The sequence below is a fragment of the Novosphingobium sp. SG707 genome (assembly GCF_012275515.1).
Classification (GTDB): Bacteria; Pseudomonadota; Alphaproteobacteria; order Sphingomonadales; family Sphingomonadaceae; genus Novosphingobium.
Genome location: NZ_JAAZQL010000004.1, coordinates 442,862 through 459,984, shown reverse-complemented (window position 1 = coordinate 459,984; position 17,123 = coordinate 442,862). Strand labels below are relative to the sequence as shown.

Here is a 17,123-nt window from a genome sequence, read left to right as displayed (position 1 = left end):
GACGGGCCATTACAAAGAACGTTGAATAACATGGCAAAAACCAAAACCCGTCCGCGCGGCAAAGGCCGCAGCGGGCGCCCGTCGCTTCTCTGGCGTCTGCTGGCAGTGCTGGCGCTGCTGGGCATCGTGGGCGGGGTCTGGGCGTGGTGGAGCATGCGCCACTGGCAGCCCGACCGCACGACATTCCCGACGCAGGGCGCGCTGGTGGGCAGCGCGGACGGGCCGGTGGATTTTGTCGCCTTGAAGGCAATCGGCGCCAATTTCGTCTATATTGAGGCTTCGGCCAGCGCTTTCGCGCGCGATCCCGCCGTGGTGAAAAATCTCGATGCGGCGCGCAGCGCGGGCCTGCCATGGGGCGCGCTGCACAAATATGATCCGTGTCAGCCCGCCGACAAGCAGGCCGCCAATTTCGTCACCGTGGTCCCGCGCGATAAAAAGATGCTGCCCCCGGCGGTCGAACTGGAGCAACTGGCCGATCATTGCCCGGTGCCGGTGTCGGATGCCGCCGTGGTCAGCGAGCTGATGACCTTTCTCAACCAGATCGAGACGCATACGGGCAAACCGGCTGTGCTGAAACTGGGGCGCGAATTTGAAAAGACCTATCCCATTGCCGCCACGCTCGACCGTGCGCTGTGGCTGAGCGCGGACCGGGTGCAGCCCGATTACGGCGGGCGGCCATGGGCACTGTGGACCGCCAATTCGGGCCTGCAGACCTCGGCGGCCGAGCAGCCCTTGCGCTGGGTTGTGGTGCAGAAGTAAAAAGGACCATGATGCACGCCATGAATCATAACCGTGACGCCCTGATTGCCGCCGCTCGTTCGGCTTCCGCCCGCGCCTATGCGCCCTATTCGGCGTTTCATGTCGGCGCGGCGCTCGGCTTTGCCGATGGCAGCGTGGTGACCGGCGCGAATGTCGAGAATGCCTCCTATGGACTGGCGCTCTGCGCGGAAACGGTGGCGGTGTCGCGGGCGATGGCCGATGGCGTGCGCGGCGGGCTGGTGGTCGTGGCGGTCATCGGCGGATCGCCCGGCGAGGATGGCGTGGCCCAGCCCGGACCGGGGCCGGTCACGCCCTGCGGACGCTGCCGTCAGGTGCTGAACGAGCTGGCGCAACTGGGCGGCACCGACCCGGTGGTGTGGAGCGCTTCGGCCGATGGCGTTGCGGAAATGAAGCTGTCGGAACTGCTGCCGCTGGCCTTTGGTCCGGCCAATCTGCTCTAGGCTTGCCGGAAATCCAGACTGCCGCGCCGCTCGGCAAATTTCCATTCGCCTGAAGTCAGCACCAGATGATCCTGATAGCTGCCCACCAGCGGCGGCTTGGACGATTGCAGCGGCAAACCCGCGCCATCGGCCTCGCCGGTGAAGAGTAGGAGCTGGCTGTAGGCGCTGGCGCTTTGCCCGTCGTCGGCCACATCCACCACGATATTGGCCACGATATGTCGACTGGCGCGCGGCGGACGGGCCTGAAACGCGGCCAGAATCGCCTCGTGCCCGGTGGTGAAACTGTCGGGAGCGGTGGGGCGGTTCATCCTCCCATCCTGCGTGTAAAGCGCGGCCAGATCCTCCCATTGGCCAGCGTCGTTCAGGTGGACGTAGCGCGTGATGAGGCGGGCGATGGCGTGTTCGGCAAGGAGGCGGTCGAGGTCGGTCATGGTGGGGGCTTTAGCAGGGTTTGCCTCCGGCGGGCAAAGGGACTTGTCCCTTTGCAATCCCGTTAATGGGGTGGGGGGCGTGAGGGGTGATTGGGATTAAAGCCTGCGGCGCGGCGAGCGGAGTCCCATCCGTGCCACAGGCTTTAAAATTCAGCCATGGCGTCCGACACTCAACGCCGAACCCCATGCGCAACGAAGACATTAACGGGAGCGCGAGGGTCTAGACCCTCGCACCTGAAACTTAATCCTTAAACCCTTCCCGCGCCCGCGAATTGTCCAGCACGATGGGCGCGCCGGTCACGGGGTGGGGATAGTGGAACGGCACGGTATCGGTGGCGGGCCACAGGCGGGGCAGGGGATCGACCAGCGCGTCGGGGCCGAGCGGATCTTCGGGGAAGAGCGTCTTGGTCATCGGGATATAGTCGATGGGGGTTTTGGCCCAACCATCGGCAAAGGTGCCATGCCAGAAGGGATAGTAGCGCAGCGCCTTGATTTTCCAGACGAGTTCGCCCGCCTCATTGGCCTCGCGGACATATTCGTTTTCATACAGGCCGCCTTCCCACCATGCGCGCTGGTTGCCCTCGGCGCTTTCGTGCAGGCCCGCCTGCATCATCGAGCGGCCGCGCACATGGGCGGTCTTGCGGTCGGGCGCCACGTCGATCACCATCTGCAACTGGGGATGGTCGAGCAGCCAGCCATAGCGCGGGCCATTGTGGCCCTGTGTGAAATTGGTCTGGAAGCGCTCGATATAGAGGCGGCGGACCCCGGCCTTGCCCTTGTAGATCCCGCCCAGAAACCACACTTCGCCTTCATCGGAAAAGAGGTCAACCACTTCATTATATTGTGATTTATCAATGAAGAAGCCATAGGTGTACTGGATACGGCGGATCTGGTGGATATCCTGCTGGATGGCCAGATCATGCTCGACGCGTTCAAGGCGCGCGGCAAGGTCTGCGAGGGTTGCTTCAGCCATGGTACTCTCCCGGAGAAACGAGTCTTGGGACTCTGTGAATCTTTGTCATCCTTGTGATAACTTCATGGTTGCGAATATCAAAGCAAGAAATATGTATTACATACAAATTTGCCTCGCCATAAGCACGGGGACACGAGGCCGGAGGAGGACGCTATGAAGGCATGGGTTCTGCGCAAAGGGGCGACCAGCCTCGATGACCTGCATCTGGTCGAGCGCGATGTGCCGCGCCCCGGCTGGGGCGAGGTGCTGATCCGGGTGCGGGCCTGCTCGCTCAATTTCCGCGATTCTGCGATCGTGCGCGGCGTCTATATCGGCGGCCCGGTGGCCGAGGATATCGTGCCCTTTTCCGATGGCGCGGGCGAGATCGTCGGGCTGGGCGATGGGGTGCATGATCTGGCGCTGGGCGACCGGGTGGCGGGGATCTTTTTCCAGCATTGGCTCGAAGGGCCGGCCAATCCAGGCGTCGGCCCCGCGCTGGGGGCTGGCGGGGCCAACGGGATGCTGGCCGAATATGTCGTGCTGCCCGCGCAAGGGGTGATCCGCATCGCCCGCACGCTCAGCTTTGAGGAGGCGGCCTGTCTGCCCTGCGCCGGGGTGACGGCGTGGAATGCGCTGATGTGCGGCCCCTCCCCGGTCAAGGCGGGCGACAATGTGCTGGTGCTGGGCACCGGGGGCGTGTCATTGATGGCGCTGCAGATCGCCAAGGCGGCAGGCGCGCGCGTGGTGGCCACCAGCAGCAGCGCGGGCAAGCAGGAGCGTGTGGCGGCGCTGGGGGCCGATGCCACGGTCAATTATCGCGACAATCCGCAATGGGGCGTCGAGGCGGCCACCCATACCAACGGCGGCTTTGAACATGTGGTCGAAGTGGGCGGAGCGGGCACGCTGGCGCAATCCATCGCGGCGGTCGGCTTTGGCGGAGAGATCGCGCTGATCGGTGTGTTGACGCGTGAGGGCGACACCAGCCCCCACGGGCTGATGCTCAAAGGCGCCAGCTTGCGCGGGATTTTCGTTGGCTCGAAGGCGATGGCCTTGGAGTTGAACGCTTTTATCGATAGCAATCGCATCAGGCCGGTGGTCGATCGGGTATTTCCGATGGCGCAGGTCAAGGATGCCTTCGCCTATCAATCCTCGCCCGATCTGTTCGGCAAGGTCGTTATCGCGCTTTAAGGGAGCCATTATGCCTGAAATTACCGCTGCCGTTTGCCGTCAGCCGCACGGAGCTTTGACGCTCGAGACATTGCGCCTTGATGATCCGCGCGATGACGAGGTGCTGGTGCGGATCGTCGGCTCGGGCATTTGCCACACCGACCTTGCAGTGCGTGATCAGCAATTGCCCACGCCCATGCCGGTGGTGCTGGGCCATGAAGGGGCGGGCATCGTTGAGGCGGTGGGCGCGGATGTGACTCATGTGAAGCCGGGTGACCGGGTGCTGATGAGCTTCAACTCCTGCGGCACATGCCCGTGCTGTCACGATCACGCGCCGACCTATTGCTACAATTTCTTCCCGCATAATTTTGCCGGCGCGCGCGCCGACGGCAGCTTCACCCTGCATGCGGGCGAGGAGCCGGTGCATGGTAATTTCTTCGGCCAAAGCAGCTTTGCCACCTATGCGCTGGCCACGGCGCGCAATGTGGTGCGCGTGCCCGACAGTGCGGGCGCGGTGCCTTTGGAGCGCCTTGCGCCGCTGGGCTGCGGGATGATGACCGGGGCGGGGGCGGTGCTGCGCAGCATGAAGGTGCAGGCCGGGATGCCGATTGCCATCTTTGGCGCAGGCGCCGTGGGCCTTGCGGCGGTGATGGCGGCGAAAATTGCCGGAGCGGATCCGATCATCGCGGTGGACCTGCACGAAAACCGCCGCGCGCTGGCGCTGGAATTGGGGGCGACGCATGCGTTGGACGGGCGCGATGATCCTTTCGGCAAGATCGCCGCGCTTTGCCCCCAAGGGCTGGCCTATGCCTTTGACAACACCGGCCTTGGCAGCATCATCGAGAGCGCCTTCAACCTGCTTGCCCCGCGCGGCGTGCTGGGCATCGTCGGGGCCAGCGACCCCACCGCCATGCTGACCTTCAACGAAACCGCCTTCATGGGCGGCGGGCGCACGGTCAAGGGTATTCTTGGCGGGGATTCTGACCTGTTCGGCTTCCTGCCCGAACTGATCGAGCATCATCTGGCCGGGCGCTTTCCCTATGATCGGCTGATCGGGGTATTTCCGTTCGAGCAGATCAATGAGGCGATTGAGGCCGGGGAAAGCGGGGCCGTGGTCAAGCCGGTGGTGGTGATGGGGTAGGGTTCTAAGGGAGTTTAGATGCGAGGGTCTAGACCCTCGCGCTCCCGTTACTGTCTGCGTTGCGCCAAGGGTTCGGCAGATGGGTGTCGGACGCAGCGTTTGAATTATTACAGCCTGCGGCGCGGACAGGGATGCCTCTGCCGCGCCGCAAGCTTTATCGCCATCACCCGGCTATGCATCATAACCCTACCCCAAAATCGGGATTGTTAAGGGCCCCCGCCCTTAACCCGCCGGAGGCACACTTCTTTCTTCACCCATCCGATAATTTCATATAGGAGAACGCAAAAGCCCGTCACAGGAGAGGACACATGCCCCATATCCGCACCACCCATGTTGGCTCGATGCCGCGTGGGGAAGAGCTGACGCCGCTGCTGATCGCGCGCGACCGTGGCGAACCTTATGATGCGGCGGAATTTGACGCCAAGGTGTCGGCAGCGGTGAAGGAAGCGGTGCGTCATCAGGTGGAATGCGGGGTCGATATCGTCTCGGACGGCGAGATCGGAAAGATCGGCTATTCGACCTATATGATCGAGCGGCTGAGCGGCTTTGGCGGCCATGTGGACCGCAAATCCGCGCTTGATCTGGCCGAGCATCCGGCGCTGGTGAAGAAGCTTTCTGCGATGATGGGCAGCCAGGATTTCGTGCGGGCAAGCTGCGTGGGGCCGATCAAGCTGGTCAATCTGGAGCCGCTGCACGAGGACATCCGTCGGTTCAAGTCCGCGCTGGCGCAAGAGGGCCGCGAGGGCACGCAGGCATTTATGAATGCCGCCTCGCCGGGCCTGATCACCGCGTTTCAGGTGAACAAATATTACCCCAGCCACGAGGCTTACCTTGCCGATCTGGCCGAGGCGATGCGGACCGAATATGAAACCATCGTCGATGAAGGTTTCTATCTGCAGCTCGACTGCCCCGATCTGGCGATGAGCCGCCACACCGGCTATCAGGACCTGAGCGAGGCCGAATTCCTCAAGGTGGCCGAGGAGAATGTGGCCGCCTTGAACGCTGCGACCGCCAACATTCCGCCCGAGCGGATGCGGATGCATATCTGCTGGGGCAATTATGAAGGCCCGCATGACCATGACATTCCGCTCGAACGCGTGGTCGATATCATCCTGAAAGCCCGCCCCGCCACGATCCTGTTCGAGGCCGCCAATCCGCGCCATGAGCATGAGTGGAAGGTCTGGGCCGATGCCAGGATCCCCGATCACAAGATCCTTGCGCCGGGCCTGATCGACACCTGTTCGAACTATGTCGAACATCCCGAACTGATCGCCCAGCGCATCGAGCGTTTCGCGGGAATCGTGGGCGCCGAGCGCGTGGTGGCCAGCACCGACTGCGGGTTTGGCACCTTTGCCGGTTATGGCAAGATTGACCCGGATGTGACGTGGAAAAAGCTGCGGTCTCTGCGTGAAGGCGCCGATATCGCCGGGGCGCGGCTCTGATCAGGGCTTTTACTGGGGCGTGGGCATTCTATAGGAGGGGGCATGGCTGAAGCTGGAACTTCCACCTCGCATGTCAAATCGGCGATGCGCACGCTCGACATTATCGAATATGTCGTGGCGCGCGGCGGTCCGGCTGTGGCGCAGGAAATCGCCGGGGCACTGGCGATTCCGGTTTCCAGCCTGTCCTATCTCCTCGCCACTCTGGTCGAGCGGGGCTATCTGGCGCGGGCGGGGCGCAATTACCTGCCGGGGCCGGGATTGCAGCGTTTGCAGGCCCGGTCCGAGCCGACACTTGAGGATCGCGTGGCCCCGCTGGTGCGCGCGCTGCGGGTGCAATTGAACGAGACGGCCTCGTTCTTTGTCCGCGATGGCTGGCAATTGCAGACGCTGGTGACCGAAAGCAGCGAACATGCGCTGCGTTATGCGATTGCCGTGGGCGCGCGGGCGCCGCTGCATGGGTTGGCGGCGGGCAAGGCGATTCTGGCCGCGATGCCCGATGAGGAGGTCGAGCGTTATCTGCGCGAAAGCCGCCGCGAGAGCTTTACCGAGGCCACGCTGGTGAGCGCGGCGGATCTGCGCCGCGAGATCGCCCGCACGCGCGAGCGCGGCTATGGCCGCACCGGCAGCGAATATTCGGTGGGCATCGAGGGGCTGGCCTGTGCGGCCATGGCAGGGGGCGAGGTGATCGGCGCCTTTGCCGTTGCGGTGCCCTCCGTGCGCTTTGATCCGGGCATGGAGCAGCGCGTGGCCGGACTGCTGATGCGCACGGCGGGGCTTTTTGAAGGCTGACCCGCAGCGCCGCTTGCAATTACCCGACAAAGCTGTATGGGCCACCGCTTGCCGAATGAGGCGGGCTTGCCCGATTCTTTCGGTATTTCCGCGCGGGAGGGGCCTTCGGGCGCCGTTCGACCGCTTGATCTGAAGGGTCGGCCCGCCGGCTCGTACAGGATGAAAGGAGGCCATCGTGGCCAAGAAAATTGACGGTTATATCAAGCTGCAGATCGCAGCCGGCCAAGCCAAGCCCAGCCCGCCGATCGGCCCGGCTCTGGGTCAGCGCGGCGTCAACATCATGGGTTTCTGTAAGGAATTCAACGCGGCCACCCAGGGCGTCGAGCCCGGCACCCCGCTGCCCACCGTGATCACGGTTTATTCGGACAAGTCGTTCTCGTTCGTGACCAAGACCCCGCCCGCCACCTTCTTCATCAAGAAGGCGCTGGGCCTGAAGTCGGGTTCGAAGGCTCCGGGCAAGGATTCGGCCGGCAAGATCACCCACGCTCAGCTCGCTGAAATCGCTCAGGCCAAGATGAAGGACCTGAACGCCAACGATCTGGACGCGGCTGTCAAGATCATCGCCGGTTCGGCCCGCGCCATGGGCATTCAGGTTGTGGAGGGCTAAGACATGGCCAAGCTGACCAAGAAGCAGAAGTCGCTCGCCGAGAAGCTGGGCGACAACCAGAATCTGCACGGCATCAACGATGCCATCGCGCTGCTGCGCGAACTCAAGAGCGCCAAGTATGACGAAACGCTCGAAATCTCGATGAACCTGGGCGTTGACCCCCGCCACGCCGACCAGATGGTCCGCGGCATGGTCACGCTGCCCTCGGGCACCGGCAAGGACGTGAAGGTTGCCGTGTTCGCACGTGGCGACAAGGCTGAAGCGGCTCTGGCCGCTGGCGCAGACCGCGTTGGCGCCGAAGACCTGCTCGAAGACATGCAGGCCGGCAATCTCGACTACGGTCGCGTCATCGCCACGCCCGACATGATGGGCATCGTGGGCCGTCTGGGCAAGCTGCTGGGCCCCAAGGGCCTGATGCCGAACCCCAAGCTGGGCACTGTGACGCCGAACGTTGCCGAAGCGGTCAAGGCTGCCAAGGGCGGTCAGATCGAATTCCGCGTCGAAAAGGCCGGTATCATCCACGGCGGCATCGGCAAGCTCTCGTTCTCGGACGAAGCTCTGCGCGCCAACTTTGACGCTTTCGTTGACGCGATCGTCAAGGCGAAGCCCGCCGGCGCCAAGGGCAAGTATGTCCGCAAGATCGGCCTGTCGACCTCGCAGGGTCCGGGCATCAAGGTGGATCTGGCCGAAGTTCACGGTGGTTAATTCCATCGTCGGCTGATCCGCTTCATCGTCGGATGGACGGAATCAAGGGTCGGGAAAGGGCAACCTTTTCCGGCCCTTTTCCTTTGCGGTCGAGAATTTGCTGGACGCCCTTTGTGCGGTGCAGCATAGAAGGCCGATGCTGCATATCACTGATTATGGCCGCCTGATGGACTGGATCGTGGATACGTTCGCGCCCCAGTATCCCGACAAGATTGTCCATACCTATGTCGGTCTGGCCATCTGGCTGGGTGCTGCGGTGGTGATGCGGCGGCCTTTGGCCTCGCGCGGGCCGCTGATCGCGGTGATCGTGGCCGAGAGCCTCAACGAGCTTTACGATGTGCTGTTCCGCACGCTCTGGTCGTGGCAGGATACCAAGGGCGATATGCTCGCCACCTGGTTCTGGCCTGTCGTGCTGTTTGCGGCGCTGCGCTGGTTGCCCTGGCTGACGGGGCGCGTGAAGGATTAACCTTCCGGCGTCTCGCCATACTTATAGTCGATAAACCGGCTCTGGATCGCCAGTGCGTCCAGCTTGCCCTCGGCCAATTGCCGCGTCACGCTGTCCAGCTCGCCGCTCAGCCGGGTCAGGCTTTCGCTCAATTGCTGATCCGGGCTGCTGCCCGCATGGGCTTGTCCGCGCAGCGAAGGCGGCACGGCGGTATAGGCATTGACCAGCTTGGGCAGATGTTCGCCCACCAATTGCCGGACCTGCCCCACGGCGGGCGCATTTTCATCCATCCGGTCAAGCTGCAGCGCCAGCCCATCCAATTGCCCGCCGATCCGCCCGACCAGATCGAGCGCCGGGGCGGGCAGGGCAGGGCGCTGCGCCTCCAGCCATACCTGCGTCTGCCCGACCAACTGGCGCGCGGGCGCGGCGCGCAGCGTTTCAAGGCTGGGCACCGGCACTGCCCGGTCGCGCATCAGCATCCAGATCACTGCCACCAACACCGCCGCCACCGCGCCATAGGACAGCCAGCCCAGCAGATGCAGGATGCCCGAGAACAGGCCGATCACCAGATTGATCAGCATGATCGCCACCACCACGCTCAAGGCCAGCGCGGCGGCCTTGCGCTTTTGTCCGCTGCGGCGCAGCGCGGCCGAACGCTGGCCGATGGGCTTGCCGGTCACGCGCCGCCCGCCCGCGCGCTGGTCGTTCAGCGAGGCGCGCGCGGCGGCAAGGATGGCGTCGCTGTTATGGGCGGAATTATCGGCCATGCTTATCCTTCAAGGCTGAGCAGCGAGGGACCGTCATGGGCCACCTGCGCCGAGGACTGGCCCTGAGCGCGGGCGATATAGCCCTTGGACTTTTCGACCTCGGCCGACAGCGTGTTGACGGTCTGCTTCATCGAATCGAGCGCCTTGATCTTGAACGTGTCGATCGTGTCCATCGTGTCATAGATGTTCTGGAACGCGCGCTGCAGCGTTTCGACGGGGATCGTGCTGGCGGCGGCCTGCTGGTGGATCTGGCCGGTCTGTTCCTTCAGCAGGGTGCTGGTCGAATCGATGATATTGGCCGTCGTCTCGTTCAGCGCCGTGATCTGTTGCAGCACAAGACGCTGGTTGGTCATCGCCTGCGCCACGGTCACTGCCGTGCGCAGCGCGGCCACCGTGGTTGTGCTGGCGCGGTCGACGCCCTTGACCAGCTCGACATTGTTCTTCTTGACCAGATCGAGCGCCAGATAGCCCTGCACCGTCACGGCCATTTGGGTCAGTAGATCCTGCGTCCGCTGGCGGGTGTAGAACAGGGCGGATTCGCGCAAAGCCTTGGCCTTGGCCGGATCGGTCGCGTCCAGATCGCTCGCCTTCTCCTCGATTTTCTCGTCCAGCTTCTTGGAGATATGGATCATCTGCTCCAGATTACCCATCGCCTCCCACAGTTTGGAGCGCTCGACGTCGATGGCCGCATTGTCCATCAACAGCTCGTCCTTGCCGCTGGCAAGCTTGTCGAGGATCGCCTTGATATGGCCCTGGCTCGACACATAGCCGTCGAAATATTTCTGCATCGAATTGCCGAAGGGGATGAGGCCGAACAGCTTCTTGCCCGGCGACAATTTGCCCGCCTTGGCCGGATCAAGCGCCTCGACCGTGCGGCGCAATTCGATCAGATTGGCGCCCACGCCCTGATCCTTGTCCATCGCGCGCACGGGCCGATCCAGAAACCGGTTCGACATGCCCGAAGCTGCAGCGATTTCCTTGCGGCCCATGCTCGTCAACTGGTCGATGCGCTTGCCGAATTCGGGTGAATTGGTGTCCTGCGCGATCAGGTCGGCAATGAAACCATCGACCTTTTCATCCAGCTTGCTCTTCTGCTCGGCGCCCAGCGGGACAAGCCCTGCGGCCTGCGCGGGGGCCACCACCGGCACCGGATCGGGCGGGGTCAGGGTAATCGCGGGGGCTTCAACCGTGCTCGCCATACTATCCTCGTTTTCAGAACCGGCCTCGTTTTTAAAACCGATGTGTATTATAGATGCAAGACAGTGCGCCGCAAGGTCAAAAACCCTAGGCGCGCCCGGTAACATTGGTCAGATGCGCCGGGTCGATGCCCTCGGCACGCCAGGCTGCGCTCCACCGCGCCTCAAACGGGTGGTCGAACAGGATCGCGCCGCGCCCTTCGGCGGCGTACCAGCCATGCTGGCGCATTTCGGCGTCCAATTGCGCCTCGCCCCATCCGGCATAGCCCAGCGCCACCAGCCAGCGCGCCGGTCCGCGCCCCTCGGCAATGGCCGCCAGAATGTCGCGGCTGCCCGTCAGGCTCCACTGATCGCTGACCAGCAGCGTGCCTTCGCCCTTCCAGTCGGGGCTGTGCAGGACAAAACCGCGCTGCGGTTCGACCGGGCCGCCATGATGCACTTCGCAATCGGGGGCGAATCCAGTGGGAATGTTCAGATCGTCGAGCAGATTGTGCAGCGTGACGCCTTCGAGCACCTGGCCCACGCCAATGCCCAGCGCGCCGTCCTTGTCATGCATGCACAGCGCCAGCACCGCTTCTTCAAAGCGCGGATCGGGCATACCCGGCATGGCCAGCAGCAGGCGTCCGGCAAGGGATTGCGCTTCAATCATCGGCTAAAGGTAGGGCGGAAAGGGCAATTCTGCAAGCTGCGCTATTTACGCAATACCGCAGGCGTATAGCATTCCACCACCAGCGCGAGCGGCGAACCATCGGGAAGGCGCAGCAACGCGCGATGCGAAAGCACCGTGTCGCGCGGGCAGCCCGGCGCCGCGCCGCGCACCGCGCCCAGCCTTTCGCGGGTAAAGCCCAGCGGGCCAGCCACCTTGCCAAAGGGTGTATCGGTGGTGTCCAGCGTCAGGTTCATCGCCGGGGTCAGCCTCTGGCGCGCGTACCAATTATGCGCCTCGGACAGAACCTTGCCGCCGCAGGACAGGCGGACATGGCGATGGGCCGGTTCCTGATTCTCGGAGAGTTTGAGCGTCTCGTCCAGATCGGGCGGGGGCATGGTGTCCTCGCCCTTGACCTGAGCGGCCTTGATGGTGGCCGGATCGGCCAGATGGCGCGCCTGACACCATTGGCCAAGCGCGGCGGTCGCGCTGTCCTGCGCGGCGAGCGTAGCCTCAAACGCAGGCAGCGACCCGGCATGGGCCAACAGCAGCGGGTAGAGCAAAGCAAGGGGCAACATCAGATCCCGCCCAGCACCGGATCGCGCCCCATCGCCTCCAGCGCCGCCGAGAGGGCTGTCACGCAGGCGGCCAGTTGCTCGGCATCGGTCGATCGGATCACGAAATTCGAACCCGTGCGCCCCTCGCGGAAAAAGGGATAGGAGCCGATCGAGACGCCCTCATGGTCCTTCTCGGTCTGGGCCAGCAATTGCACCACCTCGCTCTCGCCCACCCAGCAGCCGACTGTTTCGGCCAGCACCGGCAACCCGCCCTCCAGCGATCCGGTGAGCGCATCGAGCATGCCCGCCGTAATCATCGGCACGCCCGCCATGATATAGATATTGCCCCAATGGATGCCTGGCGCGCCCGAATAGCGGTTGGGGATCAGCCCCGCCCCCTCGGGCACGCGGGCCATGCGCAGCCGCATCTCGGTCAATTCGCTGCCGCGCGAGGCATAATAGTCGGCCAGAATCTGGCGCGCCTCGGGATGGACCACGACCGGCACGCCCAGCGCCTGCGCGATGGCGTCCACGGTGATGTCATCATGCGTCGGGCCGATGCCGCCGGTGGTGAAAAGGTAATCGTTGCGCACGCGCAGGGTGTTGACCGCCTCGACAATCGCGTCCGTATCGTCGGCCACCACCCGCACCTCGCGCAGGCGGATGCCCTGAACCCCCAGCCAGCTCGCGATCTGGGCGATATTCTTGTCCTGCGTGCGGCCGGAAAGAATTTCGTCGCCAATCACCACCAGCGCAGCGGTGAAGATGCGGGGCGAGGGAGAAGCTGATTCAACCATGCCGATAGGGGTAAGCAGAGTGGCGCGGCGCGGCAAGGCGGGAAAAAGGGCAAAACTGTGCAAATCTTGCCAGAATCCAATGGCGGCGGATTGGGGGCAAAAAAACCCGGCCGGAGCCGGGCTTTGGAAGTTTTGGGAGAGGATGCCTAAAAGGCCCGCTCCTTAAGCCTGACAACGCTGACTATTGCAAATGCGAAAAGCGCGTCGATTGTTGCGAAAAACGCAAGGAATGGGATGTCCTTTACGCAATCACCCCAAAAAGGTCATGCGCATCAGCATCTTCGATCAGCACGTCAACGATATCGCCCGATTTCAGATCCTGCGGCACATCGCGCAAAAGCACCTGTCCGTCGATCTCGGGGGCATCGGCCTGGCTGCGGCCGGTGGCGCCGATGTCGCCATCCTCGTCCGGTTCGCCCACTTCGTCGATGATGACGCGAATCACGCGGCCCACCTTGGCCTGAAGCCGAGCGGCGCTGATCGCCTCGGTCTTTTCCATTAACCTGGTATAGCGTTCTTCCTTCACCGCCTCGGGCACGGCGCCGGGCAGGTCATTGGCGCTCGCGCCCTCGACCGGTTCAAACCGGAACGCGCCCACGCGGTCCAGTTGCGCCTCGTCCAACCAGTCGAGCAGATATTGGAAATCCTCCTCCGTCTCGCCGGGGAAGCCGACCACGAAGGACGAGCGAATCGCCAGATCCGGGCAGATTTCGCGCCATTTCTTGATGCGTTCCAGCACGCGCGCCTCATTGGCCGGGCGCTTCATCGCGCGAAGGACATTGGGCGCGGCATGTTGAAACGGGATGTCGAGATAGGGCGTGATCAGACCTTGCGCCATCAGCGGGATGACATCATCGACATGCGGATAGGGATAGACATAATGCAGCCGCACCCACGGGGCCTCGCCCTCGGGTGTGCGCAATTGCCCCAGTTCACGGGCCAGATCGGTCATATGGGCGCGGACCTCGCGGTCCTTCCACGTCCGGCTTTCATGGCGGATATCCACGCCATAGGCCGAGGTGTCCTGCGAGATGACCAGCAGTTCCTTGGTCCCCGCCGCCACCAGCTTTTCGGCCTCGCGCAGCACCGCGTCAATGCGGCGGCTGGCCAGTTTGCCGCGCAGTTGCGGGATGATGCAGAAGGCGCAGGAATGGTTGCAACCCTCTGAAATCTTGAGATAGGAATAGTGGCGCGGGGTCAGCTTGACCTCGCCGTCGGCCCCGGCGGGGATCAGGTCGACGAAAGGCCCGCGCGTGGGCGGGGCGGCCTCATGCACCGCGTCCACCACCTGCTCATACTGATGCGCGCCGGTGACGGCCAGCACATCGGGGAAACGCGCGCGGATCACCTCGGCCTCGTTGCCCATACAGCCGGTGACGATCACGCGGCCGTTTTCGGCAATCGCCTCGCCGATCGCGGCCAGGGATTCCTCCTTGGCCGAATCGAGGAAACCGCAGGTGTTGACCAGCACCACGTCCGCCCCGACATAATCGGGCGCAAACGCATAGCCATCGGCGCGCAGGCGGGTCAGGATGCGCTCGCTGTCGACCAGCGCCTTGGGGCAGCCGAGGCTGACCATGCCAACCTTGGGGGATTCGGGAATTTTTGTCAGCTTGTCACTCATGGGCTGCGCCCCTACGCTAAAATGGCGAATAAGGCCAGTTGCGGCGCAATCGTGCCGAAGGAAGGGAAATACGCATGGGTCCGGTAAACTGGGTGGCGATTGGCGTGGCGGCGCTGGTGGCGGGCCTGCTGGCGTTTCCTTGGTATGGGCTGATGCGCGCGGCGCGATTGCCGGAGCCGTTGCGTTTGCTGGCGCTGGTGTTTCCGGCATGGCTGATCGGGCATAATTTTGCGCGGGTGGGCGCCGAAACGCTGGCGGCGAAACCGTGGCTTTACTGGATGATGTCGGGCGGATTTGCGCTGTTCATCGCGATCCCGGCGGGGGCGGCGCTCTATGGCCGCCATGGCATCGCCGGGCGCGAGGCGGCGGCCGACGCCGGCTATGTCTTTGTCGCCTTCATGGCGATGGGCACGGTGTTCTGGGCTATGGCCTAACGCGCGGCATAGATCGAGGCGAGGACTTCCTCGCCATCGACATGTACGATGATCGTCCGGCGCTCGTAACCTTCGCCCTCAAACGCATCAAGCCGCGCCCAGTGATCGGGCAGGGCGGGCGATTCGAACAGATCGACGCTGACCTCGCCCTCATCCCCCGGCACCAGCGCGGGAAAGCCCATCGCCGCGCCCCAGCCCGAATCGACCAGCCGCCCGCGCACCGTCCCGCGCCGCCACACACCGGGCAGATCCGAGATCTGGTGATGGTTCGGCCTGCCCGGCCCCAGCGTACCATAGGTGGCAAGGCGGGTCGGGCTCATCGGGCGGGCTTTTTCCCGATGGGAGACGGCGTCTCGGGTTTGCCCGGCACCTTGCCCGCGCCCTTTTTGCCCTCGGTCAGCGCCTTTTGCGCGGCGGCGGCGTCCTCTTTCTTCTCGCCCTTGGGCGCATCGCGGCGGGGCAGCAGGGGCAGGGGATTGACCGGATCGTCATTGCGGCGGATCTCGAAATGCAATTCGTCGCGCGTGGCCCGGCCCGAATGGCCGACCAGCCCGATCCGTTCATGCGCCTTGACGCTGTGGCCCCGCTTGACCGTCAGCTTGGAGAGGAAGCCATAGGCGGTCTGCCATCCCTTGCCATGGTCGATCACCACCAGATTGCCGAAACTGTCGGGTTCGCGCCCGGCAAAGATCACCTCGCCCGGCGCGCTGGTGCGCACGGTTTCGCCCTCGGGCGCGACCAGATCGAGGCCGTTGTGGAAATCGCCGCCGCCCGCATCGCGCGTCTTGGCCACGAAACCGCGCCGCATCCGCCCTTCCATCGGCCAGAGGAAGCGGGGGCGGGCGTCTGATTTCGCTTCGTCCTTGTCGCCGTCTGGGGCCTCGTCGGGAGATTTTGCCGTCTTGGTGTCAGCCTTGGCTGTCCTGGCCGAATTGTCCGGTTTCAGCACGGTGGGGATCAGCAGCTTTTGCCCTTCATGCAGCCGGGCATTGGGCTCCAGCCCATTGGCCACCGCGATCGAGGAATAGGACACGCCATAGCGATAGGCGATGTCGAAACCGGTCTCGCCCGCCTTGACCGCATGATGGCGTGTGCGCGGCAGAAACAGCTTTTGCCCGGCATGGACCGCATAATGCGGCGCCTTGAGGTGGTTGGCCTCGATAATCAGGATCTTGGGCACCTTGGCCCGATGCGCGATGCCGCCCAGCGTTTCGCCCGGCACCACGATATGCTCGCTCTCCTCCTCCAGCGGCAGGGGGGTGGGCAGATCGCCCTCGACCCCGGCGCGCGGGCGGTTCTTGGCCGTCTGCGCCCATGCGCCGGGTGCCCCCATCACCAGCAAGCCCGCCGCCAGCAGCGCGGCCATGCGCCAATGGGCTTTGCTCATCGAGCAAACCGCCCGGCCAGCGCGGCCAGCGAGGCGTCATGCGTCAGATCAAGTTGAAGCGGCGTGACCGAGATGAACCCGTCGGCAATCGCCTCAAGGTCGGTGCGGTGGCCCAGCGTATGTTCGATGCCATGCAGGCCGAACCAGTAATAGGGATAGCCGCGCGGGTCCGTGCTTTCGACCACCGATCCGCGCGCGTAATCGTGAAAGCCCTGACGCACCACGCGGATCCCCTGAACCGCATCGGCGCGCAGGGGGGGGAAGTTGACATTGACCAGCGTGCGCGGGGCAAAGGGCGTGTCGATCAGCGGGCGCAGCACTTTCTCGCCCCATTGCTCGGCCGCATCGAAGGAAACGTCGTCACCCAGGCCTTCCTTGGAATAGACCTGAGACAGCGCGATCGAGCGGATGCCCGCCAGCGTGCCCTCCATCGCGGCCGACACCGTGCCCGAATAGGTCACGTCATCGCCCAGATTGGCCCCGCGATTGACGCCCGACAGGATCAGGTCGGGCGCCTCGGGCAAAACCTTGCGCAGGGCGAGCGTCACCGAATCGGTGGGCGTGCCCGTGACCGAAAAACGCCGCTCGCCATGGCGGCGCAGGCGCACCGGGCGGGTCAGCGTCAGGCTGTGGCCCGCGCCTGATTGCTCCTCGGAGGGCGCCACGATCCAGATGTCGTCGGAAAGGGTGCGCGCGATCGCTTCCAGAACCTTGAGGCCGGGCGCGTGGATCCCGTCATCATTGGTCAGGAGGATGCGCATGCCTTGGCCCTTTCATTAGGAAATCAACCAAGGCGCCTTACATCCAAGCGCGCCG

The 17,123-nt window shown here is 64.0% G+C and carries 21 protein-coding genes; 10 read left to right on the top strand and 11 right to left on the bottom strand.

The features are described 5' to 3' along the window. The first annotated feature begins 30 nt into the window (after nt 1-30). The gene (locus tag FHW92_RS14670) at nt 31-759 is read left to right on the top strand and encodes a glycoside hydrolase family 25 protein (RefSeq protein WP_168603985.1); all 729 of its coding nucleotides are present in this window, start codon (nt 31-33) and stop codon (nt 757-759) included. Then, complete coding sequence (locus tag FHW92_RS14665) at nt 678-1,220, top strand: cytidine deaminase (RefSeq protein ID WP_168603984.1); 543 nt, start codon at nt 678-680, stop codon at nt 1,218-1,220. The genes FHW92_RS14670 and FHW92_RS14665 overlap by 82 nt, the downstream gene beginning before the upstream one ends. Here the strand turns inward: FHW92_RS14665 and FHW92_RS14660 are convergent. Together FHW92_RS14660 and FHW92_RS14655 are read right to left on the bottom strand one after the other, a co-directional pair. Then, on the bottom strand, nt 1,217-1,651 hold the full coding sequence (locus FHW92_RS14660; protein WP_168603983.1) for a nuclear transport factor 2 family protein: 435 nt from the start codon (nt 1,649-1,651) through the stop codon (nt 1,217-1,219). The two genes, FHW92_RS14665 and FHW92_RS14660, sit on opposite strands and share 4 nt — an antisense overlap. Before the next feature lie 241 nt (nt 1,652-1,892). Continuing rightward, the gene (locus tag FHW92_RS14655) at nt 1,893-2,624 is read right to left on the bottom strand and encodes a nuclear transport factor 2 family protein (RefSeq protein ID WP_168603982.1); all 732 of its coding nucleotides are present in this window, start codon (nt 2,622-2,624) and stop codon (nt 1,893-1,895) included. A gap of 153 nt (nt 2,625-2,777) precedes the next feature. Between FHW92_RS14655 and FHW92_RS14650 the strand changes: the two genes are divergently transcribed. The 7 genes from FHW92_RS14650 to FHW92_RS14620 all read left to right on the top strand — a co-directional run bounded on the left by FHW92_RS14650 (nt 2,778) and on the right by FHW92_RS14620 (nt 8,920). Further along, nucleotides 2,778-3,791, top strand: a complete 1,014-nt coding sequence (locus FHW92_RS14650; RefSeq protein WP_168603981.1) for an NAD(P)-dependent alcohol dehydrogenase — start codon at nt 2,778-2,780, stop codon at nt 3,789-3,791. A gap of 55 nt (nt 3,792-3,846) precedes the next feature. Beyond that, nucleotides 3,847-4,911: an NAD(P)-dependent alcohol dehydrogenase gene (locus FHW92_RS14645; protein WP_349237689.1), complete on the top strand. Its 1,065-nt coding sequence runs from the start codon at nt 3,847-3,849 to the stop codon at nt 4,909-4,911. A 308-nt stretch (nt 4,912-5,219) separates the two neighbouring features. Then, nucleotides 5,220-6,353 (top strand): cobalamin-independent methionine synthase II family protein, encoded by a 1,134-nt coding sequence (locus FHW92_RS14640; RefSeq protein ID WP_168603979.1) that lies wholly within the window; start codon nt 5,220-5,222, stop codon nt 6,351-6,353. Between the two features lie 42 nt (nt 6,354-6,395). After that, entirely contained in the window at nt 6,396-7,142 is a 747-nt protein-coding gene (locus tag FHW92_RS14635) for an IclR family transcriptional regulator (RefSeq protein WP_246870166.1), read from the top strand. Nucleotides 7,143-7,317: 175 nt separating this feature from the next. Beyond that, nucleotides 7,318-7,749, top strand: coding sequence for a 50S ribosomal protein L11 (rplK, locus tag FHW92_RS14630; RefSeq protein WP_168603978.1), 432 nt, complete (start codon nt 7,318-7,320; stop codon nt 7,747-7,749). A gap of 3 nt (nt 7,750-7,752) precedes the next feature. Next, entirely contained in the window at nt 7,753-8,454 is a 702-nt protein-coding gene (gene rplA / locus FHW92_RS14625; RefSeq protein WP_168603977.1) for a 50S ribosomal protein L1, read from the top strand. Between the two features lie 136 nt (nt 8,455-8,590). After that, entirely contained in the window at nt 8,591-8,920 is a 330-nt protein-coding gene (locus FHW92_RS14620) for a hypothetical protein (RefSeq protein ID WP_168603976.1), read from the top strand. On the opposite strand, the gene FHW92_RS14615 is transcribed toward FHW92_RS14620, so the two are convergent. The 6 genes from FHW92_RS14615 to rimO form a co-directional block, all read right to left on the bottom strand. Then, a complete protein-coding gene (locus FHW92_RS14615; RefSeq protein WP_168603975.1) occupies nt 8,917-9,666 on the bottom strand; it encodes a hypothetical protein in 750 nt (249 codons plus the stop codon). The genes FHW92_RS14620 and FHW92_RS14615 overlap by 4 nt on opposite strands. Before the next feature lie 2 nt (nt 9,667-9,668). Continuing rightward, on the bottom strand, nt 9,669-10,865 hold the full coding sequence (locus FHW92_RS14610) for a toxic anion resistance protein (protein ID WP_168603974.1): 1,197 nt from the start codon (nt 10,863-10,865) through the stop codon (nt 9,669-9,671). An 85-nt stretch (nt 10,866-10,950) separates the two neighbouring features. After that, nucleotides 10,951-11,511: a YqgE/AlgH family protein gene (locus FHW92_RS14605; protein WP_168603973.1), complete on the bottom strand. Its 561-nt coding sequence runs from the start codon at nt 11,509-11,511 to the stop codon at nt 10,951-10,953. Nucleotides 11,512-11,552: 41 nt separating this feature from the next. Continuing rightward, nucleotides 11,553-12,086, bottom strand: coding sequence for a hypothetical protein (locus FHW92_RS14600; RefSeq protein ID WP_168603972.1), 534 nt, complete (start codon nt 12,084-12,086; stop codon nt 11,553-11,555). Next, nucleotides 12,086-12,862 (bottom strand): molybdopterin-binding protein, encoded by a 777-nt coding sequence (locus FHW92_RS14595; RefSeq protein WP_168603971.1) that lies wholly within the window; start codon nt 12,860-12,862, stop codon nt 12,086-12,088. Before FHW92_RS14595 ends, FHW92_RS14600 begins: the two co-directional genes overlap by 1 nt. Before the next feature lie 241 nt (nt 12,863-13,103). Beyond that, nucleotides 13,104-14,486, bottom strand: coding sequence for a 30S ribosomal protein S12 methylthiotransferase RimO (rimO, locus tag FHW92_RS14590; protein ID WP_168603970.1), 1,383 nt, complete (start codon nt 14,484-14,486; stop codon nt 13,104-13,106). A 74-nt stretch (nt 14,487-14,560) separates the two neighbouring features. Here rimO and FHW92_RS14585 point away from each other — a divergent pair, with 74 nt between their 5' ends. Beyond that, the gene (locus tag FHW92_RS14585; protein WP_210428506.1) at nt 14,561-14,920 is read left to right on the top strand and encodes a DUF1761 domain-containing protein; all 360 of its coding nucleotides are present in this window, start codon (nt 14,561-14,563) and stop codon (nt 14,918-14,920) included. On the opposite strand, the gene FHW92_RS14580 is transcribed toward FHW92_RS14585, so the two are convergent. Genes FHW92_RS14580 through surE form a run of 3 tightly spaced genes read right to left on the bottom strand, consistent with a single transcriptional unit; the run spans nt 14,917 to nt 17,068 of the window. Next, nucleotides 14,917-15,240, bottom strand: coding sequence for a gamma-glutamylcyclotransferase family protein (locus tag FHW92_RS14580; RefSeq protein ID WP_168603969.1), 324 nt, complete (start codon nt 15,238-15,240; stop codon nt 14,917-14,919). The genes FHW92_RS14585 and FHW92_RS14580 overlap by 4 nt on opposite strands. Further along, on the bottom strand, nt 15,237-16,307 hold the full coding sequence (locus tag FHW92_RS14575; RefSeq protein ID WP_168603968.1) for a M23 family metallopeptidase: 1,071 nt from the start codon (nt 16,305-16,307) through the stop codon (nt 15,237-15,239). The genes FHW92_RS14580 and FHW92_RS14575 overlap by 4 nt, the downstream gene beginning before the upstream one ends. Continuing rightward, complete coding sequence (gene surE / locus FHW92_RS14570; RefSeq protein ID WP_168603967.1) at nt 16,304-17,068, bottom strand: 5'/3'-nucleotidase SurE; 765 nt, start codon at nt 17,066-17,068, stop codon at nt 16,304-16,306. The genes FHW92_RS14575 and surE overlap by 4 nt, the downstream gene beginning before the upstream one ends. Between the last annotated feature and the right edge of the window lie 55 nt (nt 17,069-17,123).

Excerpts from the sequence above, each read along its gene's own strand:
- FHW92_RS14670 (WP_168603985.1), top strand. The coding sequence starts at position 31 with ATGGCAAAAACCAAAACCCGTCCGCGCGGCAAAGGCCGCAGCGGGCGC.
- FHW92_RS14665 (WP_168603984.1), top strand. The coding sequence starts at position 678 with ATGGGCACTGTGGACCGCCAATTCGGGCCTGCAGACCTCGGCGGCCGA.
- FHW92_RS14660 (WP_168603983.1), bottom strand. The coding sequence starts at position 1,651 with ATGACCGACCTCGACCGCCTCCTTGCCGAACACGCCATCGCCCGCCTC.
- FHW92_RS14655 (WP_168603982.1), bottom strand. The coding sequence starts at position 2,624 with ATGGCTGAAGCAACCCTCGCAGACCTTGCCGCGCGCCTTGAACGCGTC.
- FHW92_RS14650 (WP_168603981.1), top strand. The coding sequence starts at position 2,778 with ATGAAGGCATGGGTTCTGCGCAAAGGGGCGACCAGCCTCGATGACCTG.
- FHW92_RS14640 (WP_168603979.1), top strand. The coding sequence starts at position 5,220 with ATGCCCCATATCCGCACCACCCATGTTGGCTCGATGCCGCGTGGGGAA.
- FHW92_RS14635 (WP_246870166.1), top strand. The coding sequence starts at position 6,396 with ATGGCTGAAGCTGGAACTTCCACCTCGCATGTCAAATCGGCGATGCGC.
- rplA (WP_168603977.1), top strand. The coding sequence starts at position 7,753 with ATGGCCAAGCTGACCAAGAAGCAGAAGTCGCTCGCCGAGAAGCTGGGC.
- FHW92_RS14620 (WP_168603976.1), top strand. The coding sequence starts at position 8,591 with ATGCTGCATATCACTGATTATGGCCGCCTGATGGACTGGATCGTGGAT.
- FHW92_RS14615 (WP_168603975.1), bottom strand. The coding sequence starts at position 9,666 with ATGGCCGATAATTCCGCCCATAACAGCGACGCCATCCTTGCCGCCGCG.
- FHW92_RS14610 (WP_168603974.1), bottom strand. The coding sequence starts at position 10,865 with ATGGCGAGCACGGTTGAAGCCCCCGCGATTACCCTGACCCCGCCCGAT.
- FHW92_RS14605 (WP_168603973.1), bottom strand. The coding sequence starts at position 11,511 with ATGATTGAAGCGCAATCCCTTGCCGGACGCCTGCTGCTGGCCATGCCG.
- FHW92_RS14600 (WP_168603972.1), bottom strand. The coding sequence starts at position 12,086 with ATGTTGCCCCTTGCTTTGCTCTACCCGCTGCTGTTGGCCCATGCCGGG.
- FHW92_RS14595 (WP_168603971.1), bottom strand. The coding sequence starts at position 12,862 with ATGGTTGAATCAGCTTCTCCCTCGCCCCGCATCTTCACCGCTGCGCTG.
- rimO (WP_168603970.1), bottom strand. The coding sequence starts at position 14,486 with ATGAGTGACAAGCTGACAAAAATTCCCGAATCCCCCAAGGTTGGCATG.
- FHW92_RS14585 (WP_210428506.1), top strand. The coding sequence starts at position 14,561 with ATGGGTCCGGTAAACTGGGTGGCGATTGGCGTGGCGGCGCTGGTGGCG.
- FHW92_RS14580 (WP_168603969.1), bottom strand. The coding sequence starts at position 15,240 with ATGAGCCCGACCCGCCTTGCCACCTATGGTACGCTGGGGCCGGGCAGG.
- FHW92_RS14575 (WP_168603968.1), bottom strand. The coding sequence starts at position 16,307 with ATGAGCAAAGCCCATTGGCGCATGGCCGCGCTGCTGGCGGCGGGCTTG.
- surE (WP_168603967.1), bottom strand. The coding sequence starts at position 17,068 with ATGCGCATCCTCCTGACCAATGATGACGGGATCCACGCGCCCGGCCTC.